Source organism: Noviherbaspirillum sp. (assembly GCF_035254865.1).
Taxonomy (GTDB): Bacteria; Pseudomonadota; Gammaproteobacteria; order Burkholderiales; family Burkholderiaceae_D; genus Noviherbaspirillum.
In genome coordinates, this window is sequence record NZ_DATFAF010000075.1 from 187259 (window position 1) to 208661 (window position 21403).

Annotated in this window: 16 protein-coding genes; 13 read left to right on the forward strand and 3 right to left on the reverse strand. The window is 60.2% G+C overall.

Features of this window, described 5'->3' with window-relative positions; translation table 11 throughout:
• Window positions 1-220: 220 nt before the first annotated feature.
• The 10 genes from VJ651_RS18300 to VJ651_RS18345 all read left to right on the forward strand — a co-directional run bounded on the left by VJ651_RS18300 (window position 221) and on the right by VJ651_RS18345 (window position 12913).
• Window positions 221-3916: a nitrate reductase subunit alpha gene (locus tag VJ651_RS18300; protein WP_324108815.1), complete on the forward strand. Its 3696-nt coding sequence runs from the start codon at window positions 221-223 to the stop codon at window positions 3914-3916.
• 25 nt (window positions 3917-3941) lie between these two features.
• Window positions 3942-5498, forward strand: coding sequence for a nitrate reductase subunit beta (gene narH, locus VJ651_RS18305; protein WP_324108816.1), 1557 nt, complete (start codon window positions 3942-3944; stop codon window positions 5496-5498).
• Between the two features lie 98 nt (window positions 5499-5596).
• Window positions 5597-6259, forward strand: coding sequence for a nitrate reductase molybdenum cofactor assembly chaperone (gene narJ / locus VJ651_RS18310; RefSeq protein WP_292933561.1), 663 nt, complete (start codon window positions 5597-5599; stop codon window positions 6257-6259).
• A 51-nt stretch (window positions 6260-6310) separates the two neighbouring features.
• Window positions 6311-6994: a respiratory nitrate reductase subunit gamma gene (gene narI / locus VJ651_RS18315; protein ID WP_324108817.1), complete on the forward strand. Its 684-nt coding sequence runs from the start codon at window positions 6311-6313 to the stop codon at window positions 6992-6994.
• Window positions 6995-7015: 21 nt separating this feature from the next.
• The gene (locus tag VJ651_RS18320; RefSeq protein WP_324108818.1) at window positions 7016-7762 is read left to right on the forward strand and encodes a peptidylprolyl isomerase; all 747 of its coding nucleotides are present in this window, start codon (window positions 7016-7018) and stop codon (window positions 7760-7762) included.
• 234 nt (window positions 7763-7996) lie between these two features.
• The gene (gene moaA / locus VJ651_RS18325) at window positions 7997-8971 is read left to right on the forward strand and encodes a GTP 3',8-cyclase MoaA (protein WP_324108906.1); all 975 of its coding nucleotides are present in this window, start codon (window positions 7997-7999) and stop codon (window positions 8969-8971) included.
• A 5-nt stretch (window positions 8972-8976) separates the two neighbouring features.
• Complete coding sequence (locus VJ651_RS18330) at window positions 8977-9639, forward strand: carbonic anhydrase (RefSeq protein ID WP_324108819.1); 663 nt, start codon at window positions 8977-8979, stop codon at window positions 9637-9639.
• A complete protein-coding gene (mobB, locus tag VJ651_RS18335) occupies window positions 9636-10166 on the forward strand; it encodes a molybdopterin-guanine dinucleotide biosynthesis protein B (RefSeq protein ID WP_324108820.1) in 531 nt (176 codons plus the stop codon). The genes VJ651_RS18330 and mobB overlap by 4 nt, the downstream gene beginning before the upstream one ends.
• Before the next feature lie 109 nt (window positions 10167-10275).
• Entirely contained in the window at window positions 10276-12213 is a 1938-nt protein-coding gene (locus tag VJ651_RS18340) for a type IV pili methyl-accepting chemotaxis transducer N-terminal domain-containing protein (protein ID WP_324108821.1), read from the forward strand.
• Between the two features lie 19 nt (window positions 12214-12232).
• Entirely contained in the window at window positions 12233-12913 is a 681-nt protein-coding gene (locus VJ651_RS18345) for a response regulator (RefSeq protein ID WP_324108822.1), read from the forward strand.
• A 21-nt stretch (window positions 12914-12934) separates the two neighbouring features.
• Here VJ651_RS18345 and VJ651_RS18350 read toward each other — a convergent pair whose 3' ends face one another.
• Both VJ651_RS18350 and VJ651_RS18355 read right to left on the reverse strand, forming a co-directional pair.
• Window positions 12935-13198, reverse strand: coding sequence for a heavy-metal-associated domain-containing protein (locus VJ651_RS18350; protein WP_136417186.1), 264 nt, complete (start codon window positions 13196-13198; stop codon window positions 12935-12937).
• 258 nt (window positions 13199-13456) lie between these two features.
• A complete protein-coding gene (locus tag VJ651_RS18355; RefSeq protein ID WP_324108823.1) occupies window positions 13457-14305 on the reverse strand; it encodes a universal stress protein in 849 nt (282 codons plus the stop codon).
• Between the two features lie 328 nt (window positions 14306-14633).
• Here VJ651_RS18355 and VJ651_RS18360 point away from each other — a divergent pair, with 328 nt between their 5' ends.
• The 3 genes from VJ651_RS18360 to VJ651_RS18370 all read left to right on the forward strand — a co-directional run bounded on the left by VJ651_RS18360 (window position 14634) and on the right by VJ651_RS18370 (window position 19741).
• Window positions 14634-17315, forward strand: coding sequence for a bifunctional acetate--CoA ligase family protein/GNAT family N-acetyltransferase (locus VJ651_RS18360; protein ID WP_324108824.1), 2682 nt, complete (start codon window positions 14634-14636; stop codon window positions 17313-17315).
• A 100-nt stretch (window positions 17316-17415) separates the two neighbouring features.
• Window positions 17416-18618: an NnrS family protein gene (locus tag VJ651_RS18365; RefSeq protein WP_324108825.1), complete on the forward strand. Its 1203-nt coding sequence runs from the start codon at window positions 17416-17418 to the stop codon at window positions 18616-18618.
• A 112-nt stretch (window positions 18619-18730) separates the two neighbouring features.
• Window positions 18731-19741, forward strand: coding sequence for a Fe(3+) ABC transporter substrate-binding protein (locus VJ651_RS18370; protein ID WP_324108907.1), 1011 nt, complete (start codon window positions 18731-18733; stop codon window positions 19739-19741).
• Between the two features lie 49 nt (window positions 19742-19790).
• On the opposite strand, the gene VJ651_RS18375 is transcribed toward VJ651_RS18370, so the two are convergent.
• Window positions 19791-21401: an iron ABC transporter permease gene (locus tag VJ651_RS18375; protein ID WP_324108826.1), complete on the reverse strand. Its 1611-nt coding sequence runs from the start codon at window positions 21399-21401 to the stop codon at window positions 19791-19793.
• Between the last annotated feature and the right edge of the window lie 2 nt (window positions 21402-21403).

The following is a 21403-nucleotide window of genomic DNA, read 5'->3' on the forward strand; positions in this document are numbered from 1 at the left end:
TTTCTGGCACGCCCCGCTCGACGGGGCGCGCTTCAATCCCGCACTACTACTTTTGATCTAGACGGGCTAGTCACTCCGCAGAGACCGGCCCGACTTCTAGGGAATATCAAGTCGTGATACATCTGCGTAGACTTTCTGCGTAGACAAGCCACGAATCTAGCCACGTATCAAGCCTCGAAAAACAATGTGCCTGGTCGCCGGGCACAAGGATGGAGAAACCATGAGTCACTTTCTGGACCGCCTGAAATTCTTCAGCAAGCCGAAGGAAACCTTTTCCAACGGCCATGGCGCGGTTGTCAATGAAGACCGCACCTGGGAAAACGCCTATCGCCAGCGCTGGCAGCATGACAAGATCGTGCGTTCGACCCACGGTGTGAACTGCACCGGGTCGTGCAGCTGGAAGGTCTACGTCAAGAACGGCCTGATCACCTGGGAAACCCAGCAGACCGACTATCCGCGCACCCGTCCCGATCTGCCCAACCACGAGCCGCGCGGCTGCCCGCGTGGCGCCAGCTATTCCTGGTATGTGTATTCCGCCCAGCGCGTGAAATATCCGATGGTGCGCGGCCGCCTGATGAAGATGTGGCGCGAAGCACGCCAGACCATGTCCCCGATCGAGGCCTGGGAGCATATCAGCCAGAACCCGGCGCGCGCAGCGCATTACAAGAAGGTGCGCGGTCAGGGCGGTTTCGTGCGCGCCGACTGGAACGAGGTGAACGAGATCATCGCTGCGGCGAATGCTTTCACCATCAAGAAATTCGGACCGGACCGCATCCTTGGTTTCTCGCCGATTCCCGCGATGTCGATGATCAGTTATGCCGCGGGCACACGCTACCTGAGCCTGATCGGCGGCGTGGCGATGAGCTTCTATGACTGGTACTGCGACTTGCCGCCGTCCAGCCCGCAGGTATGGGGCGAGCAGACCGACGTGCCGGAATCGGCCGACTGGTACAACTCGACCTACCTCATGGTGTGGGGATCCAACATCCCGATGACCCGTACCCCGGACGCGCACTTCTACACCGAAGTGCGTTACAAGGGCACGAAGACGGTCGCCGTCTCGTCCGACTTCGGCGAAATGGCCAAGTTTGGCGACATCTGGCTCGCGCCGAAGCAGGGCACCGACGCCGCGCTCGCGATGGCGATGGGCCACGTGATCCTGAAAGAATTCCACGCAACCAACAAGTCGGCCTACTTCCGCGAATATGCGAAGCAGTACACCGACTTCCCGATGCTGGTGCTGCTGAAGGAAAAGAACGGCCATCTGGTGCCGGATTACTTCCTGCGCGCCTCCAATCTCGCCAACAATCTCGACGAAGCCAACAATCCGGAATGGAAGACGCTCGTCATTGATGAGGCAACCGGCAACATCACGGCACCGGCCGGTTCGATCGGCTTCCGCTGGGGCGAATCGGGCAAGTGGAACCTGGAACAGATCGAAGGCAAGAGCGGCAAGCCGATCGATCCCAAGCTTTCTCTGATTGACGATCGCGACGATGTTGTCGAAGTCGGCTTCGGCTACTTCGGCGGCAAGGATGCCGACGATGTGCTGGTTCGCAACGTGCCGGTGAAGAAAGTGCAACTGGCCGACGGCACGACTGCGCTGGTCGCTACCGTGTTCGACCTGTCGATGGCGAACTACGGCGTCGATCGCGGTCTGGGCGGAAAGAATGTCGCACGCGATTACAACGACGACGTTCCCTATACGCCGAAGTGGCAGCAGAAGCACACCGGCGTCAAGCCGGAAGACGTCATCACCGTGGCGCGCGAATTCGCGGACAACGCCGACAAGACGCGCGGCAAGAGCATGGTGATTGTCGGCGCTGCGCTGAACCACTGGTACCACATGGACATGACTTACCGCGGCATCATCAACATGCTGATGATGTGCGGTTGCGTCGGTCAATCCGGCGGCGGCTGGTCGCACTATGTGGGCCAGGAAAAACTGCGCCCGCAGACCGGCTGGACGCCGCTCGCCTTCGCGCTCGACTGGCATCGTCCGTCGCGTCAGATGAACTCGACTTCGTTCTTCTACGCGCACACCAGCCAATGGCGTCACGAGAAGCTGCAGACTTCCGAAATCCTCTGCCCGACGGCGGATGGCAAGACGGCAGAAATGTCGCTGCTCGATTTCAACGCCAAGGCAGAACGCCTCGGCTGGCTGCCTTCCGCACCGCAGCTCGAAACCAACCCGCTGGAAGTCGTGCGCGCCGCGGAAGCGGCCGGCAAGGATCCGGTCAAGTATGCGGTCGAGAATCTGAAGGACGGCAAGCTGAACCTGTCCTGCGACGATCCGGACAATCCGGCGAACTTCCCGCGCAACATGTTCGTGTGGCGTTCCAACATCCTCGGCAGCTCCGGCAAGGGCCACGAGTACTTCCTGAAATACCTGCTCGGCACGCAGAATGCGCTGATGAGCGAGGAAGAAGGCTGCGTGCTGCCGAAGGACGTGAAGGTGCGTCCGGCAGTCGAAGGCAAGCTCGACCTGCTGGTCGTGCTCGACTTCCGCATGTCCACCACCTGCCTGTACGGCGACATCGTGCTGCCGACCGCGACCTGGTACGAAAAGGATGACCTGAACACTTCGGACATGCATCCGTTCATCCACCCGCTGTCGGAAGCCGTGCAGCCGCTGTGGAAGTCGAAGTCCGACTGGGAAATCTACAAGGGCATCGCGGAGAAATTCAGCGAGATCGGCGGCGAATACCTCGGCACACAGAAAGACCTGGTGCTGACGCCGTTGATGCACGACACACCGGGAGAACTCGGCCAGCCTTTCGATCCGAAGGACTGGCGCAAGGGCGAATGCGAGCCTATCCCCGGCAAAACCATGCCGTCGATGACGGTGGTGGAACGCAACTACCGCGACGTGTTCAAGAAGTACACCTCGATCGGTCCATTGCTGGAGAAAGTCGGCAACGGCGGCAAGGGCATCAGCTGGAAGACGGAACATGAAGTCGACGTCTTGCGCGGCCTGAATCGTGTGGTCACGGAAGAGGGCGTGTCGAAGGGCCAACCACGCCTGAACACCGCGATCGATGCAGCCGAGATGATTCTCTCGCTTGCGCCCGAAACCAACGGCCACGTTGCAGTGAAAGCATGGGATGCGCTGTCGAAAATCACCGGCCGCGATCACACGCATCTGGCGATCCCGCGCGAACATGACAGCATCCGTTTCCGCGATGTGCAGGCGCAGCCGCGCAAGATCATTTCCTCGCCGACCTGGTCCGGCCTGGAAAGCGAAGAAGTCAGCTACAACGCCTGCTATACCAACGTGCATGAACTGATTCCCTGGCGCACTCTGACCGGTCGCCAGCAGTTCTACCAGGACCACCTGTGGATGCGCGAATTCGGCGAAGGTCTGTGCGTGTACAAGCCGGCGATCAATACCAAGACCACCAGCTCGATGCTCGGCAAGCGTCCGAACGGCAACAAGGAAATCGCGCTCAACTGGATTACGCCGCACCAAAAGTGGGGCATCCACTCGACCTATTCGGACAACCTGCGCATGCTGACGCTGTCACGCGGCGGCCCGCACGTGTGGCTGTCGGAAGAGGACGCCAAAGTGGCCGGCATCGTCGACAACGACTGGATCGAAATCTTCAACGTCAACGGCACGCTGACCGCCCGTGCGGTGGTGAGCCAGCGCGTACCGGTCGGCATGACCCTGATGTATCACGCCCAGGAAAAGATCGTGAACGTTCCCGGCGCCGAGACATCGGGCATGCGCGGCGGTATCCATAACTCGGTGACGCGCGTCGTGACCAAGCCGACGCACATGATCGGTGGTTACGCGCAGCTCTCCTACGGCTTCAACTACTACGGCACCGTGGGTTCGAATCGCGATGAGTTTGTGCTGATTCGCAAGATGAAGAACATCGATTGGCTGGAAGGCCCGCTGAAAGAAAAAGCGTAATCACAGTCACAGATCTGGAGCAAACATGAAGATTAGAGCGCAAATTGGCATGGTGTTGAACCTGGACAAGTGCATCGGTTGCCACACTTGTTCGGTCACCTGCAAAAACGTCTGGACCAGCCGTGACGGTGTGGAATACGCATGGTTCAACAACGTCGAAACCAAGCCGGGCATCGGCTACCCGAAAGAGTGGGAAAACCAGGACAAGTGGAACGGCGGCTGGAAGCGCAATGCGGCCGGCAAGCTGGAACCGCGTCAGGGCAGCCGCCTGAAGATCCTGGCCAACATTTTCGCCAACCCGAACCTGCCGGCCATCGACGACTACTACGAGCCGTTCACCTACGACTACGAGCGCCTGCAGAACGCGCCCTTGTCGGAGACGCCGCCGACCGCGCGTCCGATCTCGGTGATCACCGGCAAGAAGATGGACAAGATCGAATGGGGTCCGAACTGGGAAGACGACCTTGGCGGCGAGTTCGCCAAGCGCAGCAAGGACAAGCTGTTCGACAACGTGCAGAAGGAGATGTACGGCACGTTCGAAAACACCTTCATGATGTACCTGCCGCGTCTGTGCGAACACTGCCTGAACCCGGCCTGCGTCGCATCCTGTCCGTCCGGCTCGGTGTACAAGCGCGAAGACGACGGCATCGTGCTGATCGACCAGGACAAGTGCCGCGGCTGGCGCATGTGCATTTCCGGCTGCCCGTACAAGAAGATTTACTACAACTGGTCTTCCGGCAAGGCCGAGAAGTGCACCTTCTGCTATCCGCGTATCGAAGCCGGCCAGCCGACCGTGTGCTCGGAAACCTGCGTGGGCCGTATCCGCTACCTCGGCGTGATGCTGTACGACGCCGACCAGATCGAATCCGCCGCATCGGTGCCCGACGAGCAGGACCTGTACGAATCGCAGCTCGGCCTGTTCCTCGATCCGCATGATCCGAAGATCATCGAGGAAGCGCGCAAGCAGGGAATTCCCGACGCATGGCTGGAAGCCGCCAAGCGTTCGCCGGTGTACAAGATGGCGATGGAGTGGAAGGTCGCCTTCCCGCTGCATCCGGAATACCGCACGCTGCCGATGGTCTGGTACATCCCGCCGCTCTCGCCGATCCAGGCTGCGGCCGAGTCCGGCAAGATGGGCATGAACGGCATCATCCCCGATACCAAGAGCCTGCGCATTCCGGTCAAGTACCTGGCCAATCTGCTGACCGCAGGCAAGGAAGCACCGGTGGTGCACGCACTGGACCGCATGCTCGCCATGCGCGCCTACATGCGCGGCAAGTCGGTTGATGGTGTCGAGAACCTTGAGGTCCTGAAGCAGGTCGGCCTCGACAAGGCAACGGTGGAAGACATGTATCACATCATGGCGATTGCCAATTACGAAGACCGCTTCGTGATCCCGTCCAGCCACAAGGAAATGGCAGAAGACAGCTTCAACGAAAAAGGCTCGTGCGGCTTCAGCTTCGGCAACGGCTGCTCGGATGGCGTCAGCGATCAGTCGCTGTTCGGCAAGAAGAAGCAGGGATCGGTGATCTTTGTCGACATGCCGAAGTCGCGCAAGAAACGCGAGACGGAAGGCGCTTGATGTCAGAAGGCAGGATGGACAGCCTGTTCCTCCATTCAGTTCGTCCGTCCTGCCGTTCTGCCTGAAGCCACTCTGAAGCGAGTCAAAAAGGAATCACTATGCAACACTATCAAGTCTTGTCGGCCCTCCTGCTGTATCCCGAGCAGGGGCTGATCGACAGCCTCGGCGAACTCGAGTCGATTCTGGAGAAGACCCCGGAATTGCACGCTCCCTTGCGCCCCTTGTTCGCTTACCTTGCGCAGGAAGAGCTGATCGCGCTGCAGGAAAACTATGTGGCGACCTTCGATCGCAATCCCTCGCATTCGCTGCACCTGTTCGAACACATCCACGGCGAATCGCGCGATCGCGGTCAGGCCATGGTCGACCTGATGGAAGAGTACAAGAAGCACGGACTGGAAATGGTGGGCGACGACCTGCCGGATTATGTGCCGCTGTTTCTCGAATTCCTCTCGCAACTGGACAAGGACGAAGCGGAGCGCCTGCTGTCCGACGCGGTCCATGTCCTGGCTCACGTGGGACGCAAGCTGGCCGCCAACGGCAGCCCCTACGCAGGCGTGTTCGACGCCGTGCAACAACTCAGCCCGGTGGTGGCGGAGGAGTTGAGCGAACCGCCGGTACGCGACATGGATGAAGCGCTGGAAACCTTCGGCCCCGGCGTCGACGGCGTCGAGCCGCTGCTGAAGAAGGCACAGGGGAACGGCGTCCAGCCTATCAATTTCTATCCGAAGGGCGCACGCAACAATGCTTGCGCCGCCGGATGATCCAACATTGCACGACGGCGCTGCCGGAGCATCGATAAAGGAGATATAACAATGAATTATGCCAATCAGTTCTTTTTCGGGATCTACCCGTACATCGCGCTGGCGATCTTTTTCCTCGGCAGCCTGATCCGGTTCGATCGCGAGCAATACACCTGGAAATCGGAGTCGAGCCAGATGCTGCATCGTGGCAGCCTGCGTCTCGGCAATATCCTTTTCCACATCGGCATCATCGGTCTGTTTTTCGGCCACGCAGTGGGCTTGCTGACACCGGTAGTAGTGTGGGACACGCTCGGCGTCTCGCATAGCGCGAAGCAGATTATCGCGATGGCGGCCGGCGGCCTGATGGGGGCGCTGTGCCTGATCGGCCTGTTGATCCTGCTGGCACGCCGCTTCTCGAACGATCGTCTGCTGCGCGTGACGACCTTCAAGGACAAGGTCGTGATGCTGTGGATTCTCGTCACCTTGCTGCTCGGCCTGTCCTCCATCTTCGTGTCCGCGTCGCATACCGACGGCCACATGATGGTGCAGTTGATGACCTGGGCACAGCACGTCATCACGCTGCGCGGTGATGCCGCATCCTTCATCGCCGATGCGCCGACCGTCTTCAAGATCCATCTGTTCATGGGCATGTCACTGTTCGTGATCTTCCCGTTCACTCGTCTGGTGCACGTCTGGAGCGGTTTTGCTTCGGTCGGCTACCTTGGTCGCGCCTATCAGCTGGTGCGTCCGCGTTAAGTCATACAAGGAGAGATTGTCATGGGTATTTCCGTCAACGGCGTCGAGATCACCGACCGCGCCATCGAGAACGAGATGCCGCATCATCAACGTGCGGAAAACCCGCTGAAGCAAAGTGTGCAGGAACTGGTCCTGCGCACGGTGCTTCTCCAGGAAGCCGATCGCCTCGGCATTGAAGGCGAGGACGACGACACGCGCATCGAAACGCTCTTCACGCAAGAGGTGCGCGTGCCGGAAGCCGACGAAGAGGCATGCCGGAACTTCTACCAGGGCCGCCCGGAAATGTTTTCCAGCGGCGAAATCGTGGAAGCGCGCCACATCCTGTTCCAGGTCACGCCGACGGTATCACTGGAATTTCTGCGCACGACGGCGGAATCGATTCTTGTGGAGCTGCAGGCGCAACCGGAGCGATTTGCCGAATTGGCGAAGATGTATTCGAACTGCCCGTCCGCCGCGGTGGGCGGCAGCCTCGGTCAATTGACGCGCGGGCAAACCGTGCCGGAATTCGAGAAATATGTTTTCCGGCTCGCGGAAGGCGAACTGGGAAACCGTTTGCTCGAGACGCGCTTCGGCTTGCACATCGTGCAGGTCATGCGCAAGATCGAGGGCAAGCTGGTGCCGTTCGAAGCGGTGCGCGAAGAGATCGCGGAGAATCTCACGCTTGCCGCATGGCAGCGTGGCGTGCATCAGTACATGCAGATCCTGGTGGGGCGCGCCAACATCGAGGGCATAACGCTCGATGGCGCCGAATCGCCGCTCGTGCAGTAAGTCACGGCCCGCGTCGCCAGCCGGCTGACTGGGCCTCCGCATTCTCCCACCGGCAAATCCGTTTTGTTCCCGCTTGCGCGGGGACAAGTGCGTACAGACGCCACGCACTCTTTTTCGCCGCAGCTCTGCGCATCGCTACTACTTAAGAACTACCTGTATTAGGTCCTCGTGCCAACTGTCAGGGATGACAGCCGACGATAGAATGCAATCACCACCAAACCATCGGGAGTGATGATGCTGAGTGACCGCTTTGGCCGATCCATCGATTATTTGCGTCTGTCGGTGACCGACCGTTGCGACTTGCGCTGCACCTATTGCATTCCGAAAGGCTTCAAGGGATTCGAAGAACCGAAGCATTGGCTGACATTCGATGAGATCGAGCGCCTGCTCTCGGTATTTGCCCGGCTTGGCACCTCGCGCATACGACTCACAGGCGGGGAGCCCCTGCTGCGCCGCAATCTGCCTGAACTCGCCGCGCGCATTGCACACTTGCCCGGCATTCGCGACCTGTCCCTATCCACCAATGCAACGCGCTTGAGCCGTCATGCGCAGGCACTCAAGGACGCGGGCGTCTCGCGCATCAACGTGAGCCTCGATTCACTCGACCGCGGCTGCATGGAAAAGATCACCGGTCGCGACAGCCTGGAGGCGATCCTGGAAGGCATCATGGCCGGCAAGGCAGCCGGCTTCGATCCGATCAAGATCAACATGGTTGCCATGCGCGGCATCAATGATGGCGAGATCGATGCGATGGTCGAGTTCTGCATCGAGCAGGGATTCATCCTGCGCCTGATCGAGGCGATGCCCATGGGCGCTACAGGCCGCGATGCGTCGTTCATGGAGCTGGGACCGATTCAGTCGCGCCTGCAGCAGAAGTTCGGCTTGCAAGCGCAAGCGCGCGAACTCGGCGGCGGTCCGGCGCGCTATCTCGCCACGGCCGACGGCCGCGCCAGTGTCGGCTTCATCACGCCGATGTCGCAGCATTTCTGCGTCACCTGCAATCGCGTGCGACTGGCGGTCGACGGCACCTTGTATCTCTGTCTCGGCCAGGAAGAAAAATTCGAGTTCCGCCCCTTGCTGCGCGATGGCGCGAGCGATGCGGAGCTGGAGGCGGCGATCAGGCAGGCGATCGAGCTGAAACCGCAGCGGCATGAATTTCGAGAGCAGCCGGAAAAGATCATCCGATTCATGGCACAGACGGGCGGGTGACGATCATGCAGGACATCGAAAAATTCGTTCGCGGCTTCTGCCGGTTTCAGGAACAGTATCTCAGCGAACAAGGAATCTTCGATAGTCTGCGTGAAGGCCAGCGACCCGGCACCCTCGTGATCGGCTGCTGCGACTCGCGCGTCGATCCGGCACTGTTGACGGGCAGCGATCCGGGCGAGCTGTTCGTGGTGCGCAATATCGCCAATCTCGTTCCGCCTTGCCGGGCAGACGCGCCGCCTGGCGTCAGTTCCGCCATCGAATTCGCGGTTTGCGGACTTGAAGTCGCCCGCGTGATCGTGCTGGGTCATGCGCAATGCGGCGGCATCCGCGCGCTCATGGCGCCGCGCCGGCTGGCACCCGAAACGAATTTCGTCGAACGCTGGATGCGTATCGCCGAGCCGGTGCGGCAGAGTGTGATGCGGGAACTCGAACACAAGTCGAGCAATGAGCGCCACAAAGCCTGCGAACTGGCCAGCATTCTGCATTCGCTCGACAACTTGATGACCTATCCGTGGCTCAAGCGCCGCGTGGAAGAAGGAAAACTGATGCTGCATGGATGGTATTTCGACATTGAAACCGGCGCGCTGCTTGCGTATTCGCCGCGCAAGCAGGAATTCCTGCCGCTGGTTTGCCCGCTGGAAAAACGCATACTGGTGGAGGCCGCATGACAGCGCCGGTGCTTGGCATTGCCGGCTGGTCCGGCAGCGGAAAGACGGCGCTGCTCGAATATGTGTTGCCGCGCCTGTCGTCGCAGGGCTTGCGCATCAATGTCATCAAGCATACGCACCATGAGCCCTCGTCCGAGGACAGGAGGAAGGACAGCTTCCGCCTCCATGCCGCCGGCGCTGCCAAGGTGCTTGTCGCTTCGTCAAGCCGCGGTCGCGAGCCGGATCTGGACAAGCTGCTGCGTTGCCAGTCTGCGACGGACCTGATCCTGGTCGAGGGTTTCAAGAATGCGCCGATTCCGAAGCTGGAAATCTATCGCCCCGGCCTCGGTGAACCGGCCCTTTACCCGCATGACAGCCACGTCATCGCGGTGGCAACCGATTCGCCGCCGCCGCGCATCGTGCGGCAGCGCTTGATCTGGCTCGACATCCAGAAGCCGGCGCAGGTGCTTTCCTGGATCCAGCTTTATATCGGCATGCAAATGTGCGAGATGCAAATGCGGCCGGTGCAGCAGGCCGTTATACTGTAACCGTATGGAGCCGGCCACCACCACCTACCGGCGAATCCGGCCTATTGCCGCCTGGGCCTTCTCCAGGCGCAAGCGAGGCCGGCCATTTGGGTACCTTGACGGAATCACTTTGGAAACACTCTTGCCGACCTGGCAACGCCTTTCAACGAAAATTGTCGGCGCGCTGCTCGGTTTTCTCCTGCTTGCGCTGATCGCGATCGGTGCGACCCTGATGCTTTCCTGGCAATTGGAAGGCAGCTCTGCCGCCATCAATGAAACCGGCACGCTGCGCATGCACAGCTATCGCCTGAGCATGTTGCTGGCACGGCTGGTGAACGAGGCCGGTTCGGAAAGCATGCAGCCCGCCACCGAACAGGAATTGAAGGCGATCGAACAGACCTTCGACCGCCTGCATCGCGGCGATCCGCAGCGCCCCTTGCTGCTGCCGCCGACAACCCGGATTCAGAATGGCTTTCACGTGATCCAGGATCGCTGGAGCCATTCGATGCGCCCGATGGCGACCGATGTGCTGCGTCAGAATGGTGTCGCCAGGCAGACGGCCTGGCAAAAGTATCAGGCGCAAGTGGACAGTTTTGTTGCCGAAGTGGATGCCCTGGTGCAGTTGATCGAACGGGACAGCGAGCTGCGCACGTTCTGGCTGCGTTCGTCGCAACTCGCATTGGTGGCGATGGCGCTGAGCGGCACGGTCGTGCTCATCTATCTGATGTTCTTGCTCATTATCGAGCCGATCGATCGACTGCAGGTCGGCATTCAGCGCATGACGGAAAAGGATTTCAGCGTTCGTCTTCAAGTCGAGAGCAACGACGAATTCGGTCAGCTCACGCGCGGCTTCAACCACATGGCTGACCGGCTCGAGGAGTTGTACGGCAGCCTGGAGCAGCGGGTGCAGACAAAGACGGCGGCACTGGCCGACCAGAATCGCGAGCTCGGCTTGTTGTATGACAGCGCCGCCTTCCTGCAAAGGCCGCAAACCCTGGAATCGATGTGCGACGGTTTCCTGAAGCGCATCACCAAGTATTTCGGCGCCGCCGGCGGCTCCGTGCGCGTACTCGACGACAAGAATGGCAATCTGCACATGGTCGTGCACAAGGGGATTTCAACCGGTCTCGCGGCCTCCGAGCAATGCATGAAGGTGGGAGATTGCCTGTGCGGCGAGGCCGTGGCGAAAAAGATATCGATCGTGCGCGACTTGCGCGAATCGGATACGTCGCGCGGGCTGTTGTGTGCGAAAGAGGGCTTTGCGACGATCTCGGTGTTCCACATCGAGGCCCACGAGCAGCATCTCGGATTTTTCAATCTCCACTTCCGCGAGCCGAAGATTTTCGGCCAGCGCGAGCAGGCGCTGCTGGAAACGCTGGGGCAATTGCTGGGCATCGCGATTGAAAACCTGCGGCTTGCGACGCGCGAGCGCGAAATGGCGATTTCCGAGGAACGCAATCTGGTCGCCCAGGGGCTGCACGACAGCATCGCGCAGGGCCTGACCTTCATGAACATCCAAATCCAGATGCTGGACGACTCGCTGCGTTCGGGCAACACCGAAGAGGCGGCCGAAATTGTTCCGGCACTGCGCTCAGGCGTGCAGGAAAGTTACGAAGACGTGCGCGAACTCTTGCTGAATTTCCGCAGCCGGCTGGCGGAAGACGATCTGCTCGGCGCGCTGAAGACGACGGTGGACAAATTCCGTCGCCAGACCGGCATCGAAGCGGAATTCATTGCCGAGGGCAACGGTCCGCCATTTTCGCGCGAGCAGCAGTTGCAGATGCTGTTCATCGTGCAGGAAGCGCTGTCGAACGTGCGCAAGCACGCGATGGCGCGACGCGTCGAAATCCGCCTCGACAACCGGCAGGATTTTTCGCTGACCATTCGCGATGACGGCATCGGTTTCCAGTTTGATTCTTTACACCAGAAAGGGGAGAATCACGTCGGCATCAACATCATGCGAGAACGCGCGCAGCGCATTCACGCATCCCTGGCAGTCAGTTCTGAAATCGGCAAGGGCACGACAGTGTCGCTGCAACTGCCGCAGGAAGAGCGTCGCGCCGCATGATCTGGAATAACAATAAAACATGAACACACCCGCCCAACCCATCACCGTGCTGCTGGTTGACGACCATACCCTGTTCCGCAGCGGTATACGCTCGCTGCTGCAACGCCACGCCGACTTCACTGTCGTTGGCGAGGCATCGGATGGCGTGGAGGGCATCAAGCGCGCCAAGCAACTGCGGCCGGATGTGGTGCTGCTCGACCTGAACATGCCCGGCATGTCCGGCCTGGAAACGCTGCAACTGCTTTTGCAGGACTGCCCGGATACCGCCGTCATCCTGCTGACCGTGTCGGAAGAGGCGGACGACCTGAAGGCCGCGCTGCAAGCGGGCGCGCGCGGCTACCTGATCAAGAATATCGACGCTGATTACCTGGTGCGGGCGATCCGCCGTGCAGCCGCCGGCGAACCGGTGCTGGCGGAGGCGATGACCACCAAGCTGGTGGCGCACTTGCAGGGAGGCGGTGCGAAACCCGAGCCGCCGTCCGATCTGGACAAGCTGACGCCGCGGGAGAAGGAAATTCTTGCGTGCCTGGCGCGGGGCGAGAGCAACAAGATCATTGCCCGCACGCTGGATGTCGCGGAGAGCACCGTGAAAATTCACGTGCAGAACATCCTGAAAAAACTCAATCTGTCGAGCCGTGTGCAGGCTGCCGTCTATGCCGTCGGCCATGGCATGGCCGGCGGCTCGGAAAAACAACCGTAATTCGTTGTCCGGAGTGCGGCCTCAACCGCCGCACTTGCCGCAGCAACCGCCGCAGGACTCGATCTCTTCCAGCGCGACTTTCTTCACACCGTAGCCGACCTTGGCGAGCACTGCTGCCATTTCCTGGGTGGCTGTCTGGTCCTCATCGTACTGCACGATCACGCGGCTCTGCGGATACGACACGCTGACGTTGCTGACACCGTCGATGGATTTGATCGCGCGCATGACGGATTCGGTGCAATCTTCGGACTTCATTCCTGTCACGTTCAGGATTTCGGTTTGCATGGTGCTTCCTTATTTCTGTTTAAGACAATGGGTGGTACAAGCAGGCGCGCTGCAGAGGTGAGACGCGATGTACGGCGATCGGATTGCCGCACATCAGCCGATACTAATTGAACGGCGTGCCGCGCATAAATGATCAAGATCAAGTTTTCGGCAATGACCGCAAGCACTGAGGCTGCGCGTACACAACCGGGGTACTGGAAACGGGAGGCGGGAAGGATGGCGCGCGCAAGCTGCTGCGCGCGCCGGGATGAGAAATGATCAGTGCGACATGAAAACCGGAACCGTCATGGACTCCAGCACGGTGCGGGTGACGCCGCCGAGCAGGATCTCACGGAAGCGGGAATGCCCGTAACCGCCCATGACGATCATGTCGGATCCGAGATCGGTGGAAATTGACAGCAGCGCATTGCCGACGTCGATATCGGTCTTCTGGCGCACCACGTTGACCTTGATGCCGTGGCGTGCGAGGTAGAGACCGATGTCCGCGCCCGGTTGCTCGCCATGCGCATCGCCTTTCGACTCGGCGTTGAAGACGACCACGTCGACATTGTCCGCGCGCTTCAGGAGCGGAATTGCGCTGGTGACGGCGCGGGTTGCGCTGGTGCTGGCATCCCATGCGATCAGAACGCGTTTCGCGACGGTCTTGTAGTGTCCGACGTAGGGCACGATCAGCACCGGGCGGCCGGAATTCATGACGACGAATTCGGGGAAATCGGGAAGGGTGGTGGTCGATGGTTCCTCGGGATTGGTTTGTCCGATCACCACCAGGTCGCTGTAGCGGGCCTGCAGGCTGACGCCGCCGCCGGCCTCATCGTCCACGGCGCGGGCTTCATACGACTGGACGCCGATTTTCTTGACGACCTCTTCAAAGTTCTTGAGCGCGTCGCTTGCGTCCTTGCGCAATTCTTCAATGTGGTTTTCAAGGTGAGTCGTCATGCCGCCGCCCTCGTAAATATAACGGGACTGGTAGACAAACCGCGAAACTCCTGTCGGTGCTGCGCCGATCAAATGTGCTTCTTCACTCATGGCGATCTTGGCGGCAAGTTCGATGCGCTCGCCTGCATGCTTGTCTTTGTCGACGTGCACAAGAACGGTTTTATAGGACATGTGTTACCCCTTCTTTTCTTAATGAGCCAAACATGATTGGTATCAAAACCAGTAGTAATAGCGTAGGGCCAAGATATAGCCCAGTCCAGAGAAAAGCGAACGCACGATCTATTACTTTTGGCATTTTTGATGCAAATCAAAAGTTTCCGGGCGGCTGTTTCATAGCATCGACGCCGCGTCATGGGCAGGAATTCGGAAGGCATGGAGGCGGGTCGTCACCATGCCGCAAAGCGCCTACACTGTCGTTTTGCATTGGCGGTGCCGAGACGCATTCGGGACGATTACAAGCAGCCGCGTGAGGCGGCTCTGCGCAACTTAGGAATCGCATATGACAGTCAGAAATCTGAAGTCACTGTTCGAACCCGGCTCCATTGCCGTGGTCGGCGCGAGCAGCCGGCCGCACAGCGTGGGCGCGACCGTGCTGCAAAACCTGGTCATCGGCGGTTTCAAGGGCGAGATCATGCCGGTCAATCCGAAGTACGAAACGTTGTCCGGAATGAAGACCTACGCCGCGGTGAAGGATCTGCCGCGCGCGCCCGACGTGGCGGTCATCTGCACGCCGCCGGAAACCGTCCCGGTCATCATCAGCGATCTGGGCAAGCTGGGAACCAAGGCCGCGATCGTGCTGACCGCCGGCCTTTCCGGTGTCAAGGATCTGCACGGCAGGAGCATGAAAGAACTGATGCTGGCCGCGGCCGGGCCGCATCTGCTGCGCATTCTCGGCCCGAACTGCGTGGGACTGCTGGTGCCGGGCCTGTCGCTCAATGCCAGCTTCGCGCATACCGGCGCGCTGCCGGGAAAGATCGCCTTCGTCTCGCAATCCGGCGGCATGGTGACCGGCATCCTCGACTGGGCGAAGTCGCGCGGCATCGGCTTCTCGAAATTCATTTCGCTCGGCGACAGCGCGGACGTCGATTTTGGCGACACGCTCGACTATCTGGCCAGCGATCCGGATACGCACGCCATCATGCTGTACATGGAAGCGGTCAGGGATGCGCGAAAATTCATGTCCGCCGCGCGTTCGGCCGCCCGTACCAAGCCGACCCTGGTGATCAAGGCGGGCAGGGCGCCGGAGGGCGCGCGCGCGGCCGCCTCGCATACCGGCGCGCTGACCGGTTCGGACGATGTGTACGACGCGGCGATCCGGCGCGCCGGCATGCTGCGCGTCTACACGACGATGGACTTGTTCGACGCGGCGGAAACGCTGGCCCGTTCCAGGCCCATCCGGGGCGACCGACTTGCGATCGTGACCAACGGGGGCGGACCGGGCGTGCTCGCGACCGACGCGCTGATCGGCAAGCAGGGCCGGTTGGCCAATTTGTCGCCCGAGGCGATGCAGAGGCTGGACCAGATTCTTCCCGACACCTGGTCGCACGGCAATCCGGTGGACATCATCGGTGACGCGTCGGCGGAGCGTTATGTCGAAACGCTGGAAATCATGCTCCGGGAAAAAGAGGTCGACGCGACCTTGTTCATCCATGTGCCGACCGCGATCGTTCCGAGCGCCGACATCGCGGCCGCCGTCGCGCCGGTCGTGAAAAAGGCGAACCGCAACATTCTCGCCTGCTGGCTGGGCGGCGATTCCGTTGCGCAGGCGCGCAACGCATTCACCGAGGCCGGCATACCGACTTACGACACGCCCGAAGAGGCGGTGCGCGGCTTCATGCAGATCGTGCAATACAACCGCAACCAGGCATTGCTGATGGAAGTGCCGGCATCGGCCGCGCACGGCATTTCGGAAGACCGCGCCAAGGCGCGATCCGTCGTCACCAATGTGCTCGCCAGCGGTCGGGGCATGCTGTCGGAACCGGAGGCGAAGGAAGTGCTGGCGGCATATGGCATCCCGGTGGTACGAACCCGCTCGGTGGCCACGGTGGAAGAGGCCGCGCAAGGCGCCGAGGAAATCGGCTTCCCGGTGGCGCTCAAGATATTGTCGCCGGATATCACGCACAAGTCCGACGTGGGCGGCGTGGTGCTCGATCTGGAGGATGCCGTATCGGTCACCACTGCGGCCCAGGCGATGAACAAGCGCCTGCGTGAATTGCGCCCGGATGCGCAATTAAGCGGCTTTACGGTGCAGTCGATGGTGCGGCGCCCCGACGCGCGCGAACTGATCATCGGCGTGACCTCGGACCCGGTGTTCGGTCCGGTCATCCTGTTCGGGCAAGGAGGAATTGCGGTCGAGATAACCGCCGATCACGCGGTGGGTTTGCCGCCGCTGAACATGGTGCTGGCGCGCGACATGATTCAGCGCACGCGCGTGTCGAAATTGCTTGCCGCCTATCGCAACCGTTCCGCGGCGGACATCGATGCGATCTGCCACGCCCTGATCCAGATATCGCATCTGATCGTGGACATTCCGGAAATTGCCGAACTCGATATCAATCCGCTGCTGGCCGATGCCGACGGCGTGATTGCGCTCGATGCACGCATCGGGGTGAAGCCGACAGGGAAGAGCGGCGTGGATCGCTTGGCAATTCGCCCGTATCCGGAAGAACTGGAAGAAACGATCGCGTGGCAGAACATGCAGGTCATGCTGCGCCCGATCAGGCCGGAAGACGGGCCGCAGCACATCGAGTTTTTCAATGCGCTCGATCCGGAAGACGTGCGTTACCGCATGTTCGTCCGCATGCGGGAGCTGACCAATCCGCAATTGGCGCGCATGACGCAGATCGACTACAACCGCGAGATGGCGTTTATCGCAAGCTGGAAAAACGAACAAGGTCATCCGGAAACGCTGGGCGTGGCGCGCGTGATTTTCGATCCTGACAACGTGAGCGCGGAGTTCGCCATCATCATCCGCTCCGATCTCAAGGGGAAGGGGCTCGGACGGCGGTTGATGAGCAAGCTGGTGCAATACTGCCGCGACCGCGGCACGCAGGAAATCGTGGGCGAAACCCTCAGCTACAACAAGGCGCTGATTGCCCTGGCGCAGGGGTTCGGCTTTGTTTGCTCGCGCTCTCTTGAAAACGACACAACACTGCTGAAGCTGGATTTACGCAAGACTTGAGCTTTTTGGGCGAATCCGGACGATTCTTTCTTGCCACGGTTGATTTGCGGCGCAATGCCATATAAGATTCATCCAATATGAATCTTTAAAGGGGGTTGCCATGGCCTTGCTGACCATTGAAGAGCCGCGCTCACCGGCACAAGGGAAGTCGTCGCTGACGCATCATCCGTTCTTTCGTCTCGGATTCCGACCGTTCTACCTGCTGGCAGCCGCCTTCGCGGCGATCAGCGTCCCCCTCTGGCTGGCCGGCTATTTCGGCCTGACTCCCAGCCGCCTGCATGTGAATATCAACTGGCACGTGCATGAAATGGTGTTCGGCTTCGCGGTGGCTGTGATCATCGGATTCATTTTCACCGCCGGACGCAACTGGACCGGCCTGTGGACACCGCGCCGCGGTCATCTCGCCGCGCTTGCCGGACTCTGGCTCGCGGGACGGCTCGCGATGCTGGTCTGCCCGCCGGCGCTGGCGGCCGTGGTGGACGTGTCCTTCCTGCCGCTGGCGGCATGGCCGATCTACCGCGTGCTTAAGCGTGCGGGCAACAAGCGAAATTATTTCCTGGTGGCTTTGCTCGGTCTGCTGACCTGCGCCAACATTGTTTTCCACCTGAGTGCCAACGGCATTCTGGCGGTTTCGCCGATCGCGCCGGTCGAGGCAGCGATTCTGATTGTCGTGATGATCGAGTCGGTGATGGGTGGGCGAGTGATTCCCGGCTTCACCTCCAACGGGATTCCGGGCACAAAGCCGATCACCAATCCCAAGCGCGACAGCATCAGCATCGCACTGACGGCCCTGGCATCGGTGGCATGGATCGCGCATCTGCCGGCACCGCTGGTGGCGGCGCTGACCTTCGCAGCCAGTGTCACGCAACTGACGCGCCTGGTGGGGTGGAAGCCTCAGGTCACGCTGCGCAAGCCGCTGGTGTGGATTCTTCATGTGTCGTATGCATGGATTGCGGTCGGCTTCTTCCTGCTGTCGCTGGCGGCACTGCAGTACGCCACGTCCAGTGCGGCCTTCCACGCGCTGGCTGTCGGTTCCATGGGCGGCCTGATCATCGGCATGATCACGCGTACCGCGCTTGGCCATACTGGACGTCCGCTGGCCGCCGGCCGCAGTGAAACGCTGATGTACCTGCTGATCCAGGCAGGCGTCGTTGCACGTCTGCTTGCCGCTGCGAATGCCTTCGGCGTACGCGATGTGCTGCTTGTCATTGCTGCCGCCAGCTGGAGCGCAGCCTTCCTGCTTTACGTTGCAGTGTATGCGCCATACCTCACTCGTGCGCGCATTGATGGCCGTGATGGTTGAAATGAATGCCTGCAGATCAAATATCGATAATGAGAATGATTTGCATTTAGATCGAAGTTTTGATACGCTAAGCCGGTCTTTAATTCTTACTTGGATGTAAATGATGGCTAAGATGAAAATCGGCACGGCGCTCGCTCTATGCATTGCGGTCGCCAGCACTGGGCACGCACAGGAAAAGGTGCTCAATCTTTACTCTGCCCGTCACTACCAGACCGATGAAGCGCTCTACACCAACTTCACCAAGCAAACCGGTATCAAGGTCAATCGCATCGAAGCTGGCGAGAACGAGTTGCTGGAGCGGATCAAGAATGAAGGCGCAAACAGCCCGGCCGATGTGTTCCTGACGGTCGATGCGGCGCGCCTGGCCAAGGCCGAGGAGCTTAACCTGTTCGCGCCGGTCAATTCCAAGGTGCTGGAAACACGCATTCCCGCGAATTTGCATACGAAGGATTGGTATGCATTTTCGACGCGTGCGCGTGTCATCGTGGTCAACAAGACTGCGGTCAATCCGGCTGATGCCCAGAACTACGAAGACCTGGCCAATCCCAGGCTGAAAGGCAAGGTCTGCACTCGTTCCGGTTCGCATCCCTACAATCTCTCGCTCGGCGCCGCGATGGTAGAACACCACGGCGAACAAAAAACCGAGGAATGGGCCAAGGGCGTCGTGGCGAACTTCGCGCGTGCACCGAAGGGCGGTGATACCGACCAGATCAAGGCAGTCGCTGCAGGCGAATGCGGCGTTGCCATAGCCAACTCATACTATGTCGCGCGTCTGATGCGCTCGGAGAAACCCGCAGACAAGAAAGTGATGGAAGCGGTCACCGTCGTCTGGCCTAACCAGAAGACCACCGGCACGCACATCAACATCTCCGGTGGCGGCATGTTAAAAAATGCGCCCAACAAGGAGGCGGCCGTCAAGTTCCTGGAGTACCTTGCATCCGACCAGGCGCAAGTCTATTTTGCGGATGGCAATAACGAATGGCCGGTCGTGCCGAACGTTAAGACCCAGAATCCGGCCTTGGAATCGCTAGGCAAATTCAAGGCCGAAACGATCAATGTCGGTGCACTGACGAAGAACCAGGCAGTAGTGCAGAAAATCTACGACAGGGCAGGTTGGAAGTAAAAAAGCGGATTGTCCGATACAAAGTATCAGGGGGCGCTGCCCCCTTTTTTTACTGTGAACGTCTGCTGCGGGCGATCTCGCGCGAAACCAACATCAGCGGCAGGACACCGACGACGACAATGGATAATGCGGCGGTCGAGGCTTCGGCCAGGCGTTCGTCCGATGCCAATGTATAGGCTTGAGTTGCCAGCGTATCGAAATTGAACGGGCGCATCACCAGAGTCGCAGGCAACTCCTTCATCACCTCGACAAATACCAGGAGTGCGGCAGTGAGCAGACTGCCGCGCAACAGGGGCAGATGAATCCGCTGCAGCGTTTCGCCGTACCCAGAGCCAAGTGAACGCGCGGCGTCATCCATGGATGACGTGATCTTGGACAGGCTGGCTTCCACTGTTTGCAAGGACATTGTCAGAAAGCGGACCAGATAGGCATAGATCAGTGCAGCGATTCCCCCGGTGAGGACGAGGCCCGGATTGTGGCCGGTGATTTCCTGCACAGTCGAGGCCAGCCAGGTGTCGAGGCGGCTCACGGGTATCAGGACGCCCACCGCGATTACCGAACCTGGCAATGCGTAACCCAGGCCGACGACGCGATTGACGAGCGATGACATGATGTGCCGCGCCCCTCGGGCAGCGTACGCAAGCAGCACGGCAATGGCCACGGCAACCGCGGCTGAGATGGCGGCAAGCACGAAGCTGTTGCGCGCAAGGCGCAAGAAGCGTTCCCCGAACTGCGCGTCGCCGCTGGTGAGCGCCATGTGGAGCAATGTACCGGCCGGTATCAGGAAACCGATCATCAGCGGCAGCAGGCAGACCAGTACTGCGCCGACCGCTTTTATGCCGGACAGTTGATGTCCGGGAAGAGGGCGATTGCGCGCGGTTGTGTTATGAAAGCGCCCCCGCCCCCGCGTGATGCGCTCTGTCAGCAGCACCAGGGCGACAAAGCCGAGCAGCGCGGCGGAAAGCTGTGCAGCAGCGACCCGGTCGCCAAGCGAGAACCAGGCCCGGTAAATGCCGGTGGTGAAAGTCGGCACGCCGAAATAAGAAACTGCCCCATAATCCGCCAGCGTTTCCATGAGCGCAAGCGAAGCCCCGGTGGCGATCGCCGGCCGCGCCAGCGGCAGCGAGATGCGGAAGAAACTTTGCCATGGTCCCAGCCCCAGTGAACGTCCGACCTCCAGCATGCCGGTCGCACGCTCCAGAAAAGCGGTGCGTGCCAGCAGATAGACGTAGGGATAAAGCACGAACACGAAGATGACAACGGCGCCGCCGATCGTGCGTATATCCGGGAACCAGTATTGGCCGGGCTTCAGGTTGAAGCTTTCGCGTAACCACGACTGTACCGGGCCGACAAATTGCAGCAAATCGGTATAGGTATAAGCCATCACATAGGTTGGCACCGCGAGTGGCAATACCAGCGCCCATTCGAAGACACGCCGCCCGGGAAATTCGTGAATACTGACCAGCCAGGCGGCTGATGTGCCGATAAGGATCGCTCCCGCAGACACGCCGATGCACAGTATGAGCGTATTGGCAATGTAGGAGGAAAGCACGGTGGCCGCGAGATGGCGCCAAGTGTCGCTGGAACCGCTCATCAGGAGATTGGCGGCGATCGCCAGGATCGGAATCAGGATCAGGAAGGCAACAATAAGTGCTATCACTC

Coding starts and splice junctions, on each gene's coding strand:
- VJ651_RS18300 (WP_324108815.1), top strand. CDS start 221: ATGAGTCACTTTCTGGACCGCCTGAAATTCTTCAGCAAGCCGAAGGAA.
- narH (WP_324108816.1), top strand. CDS start 3,942: ATGAAGATTAGAGCGCAAATTGGCATGGTGTTGAACCTGGACAAGTGC.
- narJ (WP_292933561.1), top strand. CDS start 5,597: ATGCAACACTATCAAGTCTTGTCGGCCCTCCTGCTGTATCCCGAGCAG.
- narI (WP_324108817.1), top strand. CDS start 6,311: ATGAATTATGCCAATCAGTTCTTTTTCGGGATCTACCCGTACATCGCG.
- VJ651_RS18320 (WP_324108818.1), top strand. CDS start 7,016: ATGGGTATTTCCGTCAACGGCGTCGAGATCACCGACCGCGCCATCGAG.
- moaA (WP_324108906.1), top strand. CDS start 7,997: ATGCTGAGTGACCGCTTTGGCCGATCCATCGATTATTTGCGTCTGTCG.
- VJ651_RS18330 (WP_324108819.1), top strand. CDS start 8,977: ATGCAGGACATCGAAAAATTCGTTCGCGGCTTCTGCCGGTTTCAGGAA.
- mobB (WP_324108820.1), top strand. CDS start 9,636: ATGACAGCGCCGGTGCTTGGCATTGCCGGCTGGTCCGGCAGCGGAAAG.
- VJ651_RS18345 (WP_324108822.1), top strand. CDS start 12,233: ATGAACACACCCGCCCAACCCATCACCGTGCTGCTGGTTGACGACCAT.
- VJ651_RS18350 (WP_136417186.1), bottom strand. CDS start 13,198: ATGCAAACCGAAATCCTGAACGTGACAGGAATGAAGTCCGAAGATTGC.
- VJ651_RS18355 (WP_324108823.1), bottom strand. CDS start 14,305: ATGTCCTATAAAACCGTTCTTGTGCACGTCGACAAAGACAAGCATGCA.
- VJ651_RS18360 (WP_324108824.1), top strand. CDS start 14,634: ATGACAGTCAGAAATCTGAAGTCACTGTTCGAACCCGGCTCCATTGCC.
- VJ651_RS18365 (WP_324108825.1), top strand. CDS start 17,416: ATGGCCTTGCTGACCATTGAAGAGCCGCGCTCACCGGCACAAGGGAAG.
- VJ651_RS18370 (WP_324108907.1), top strand. CDS start 18,731: ATGAAAATCGGCACGGCGCTCGCTCTATGCATTGCGGTCGCCAGCACT.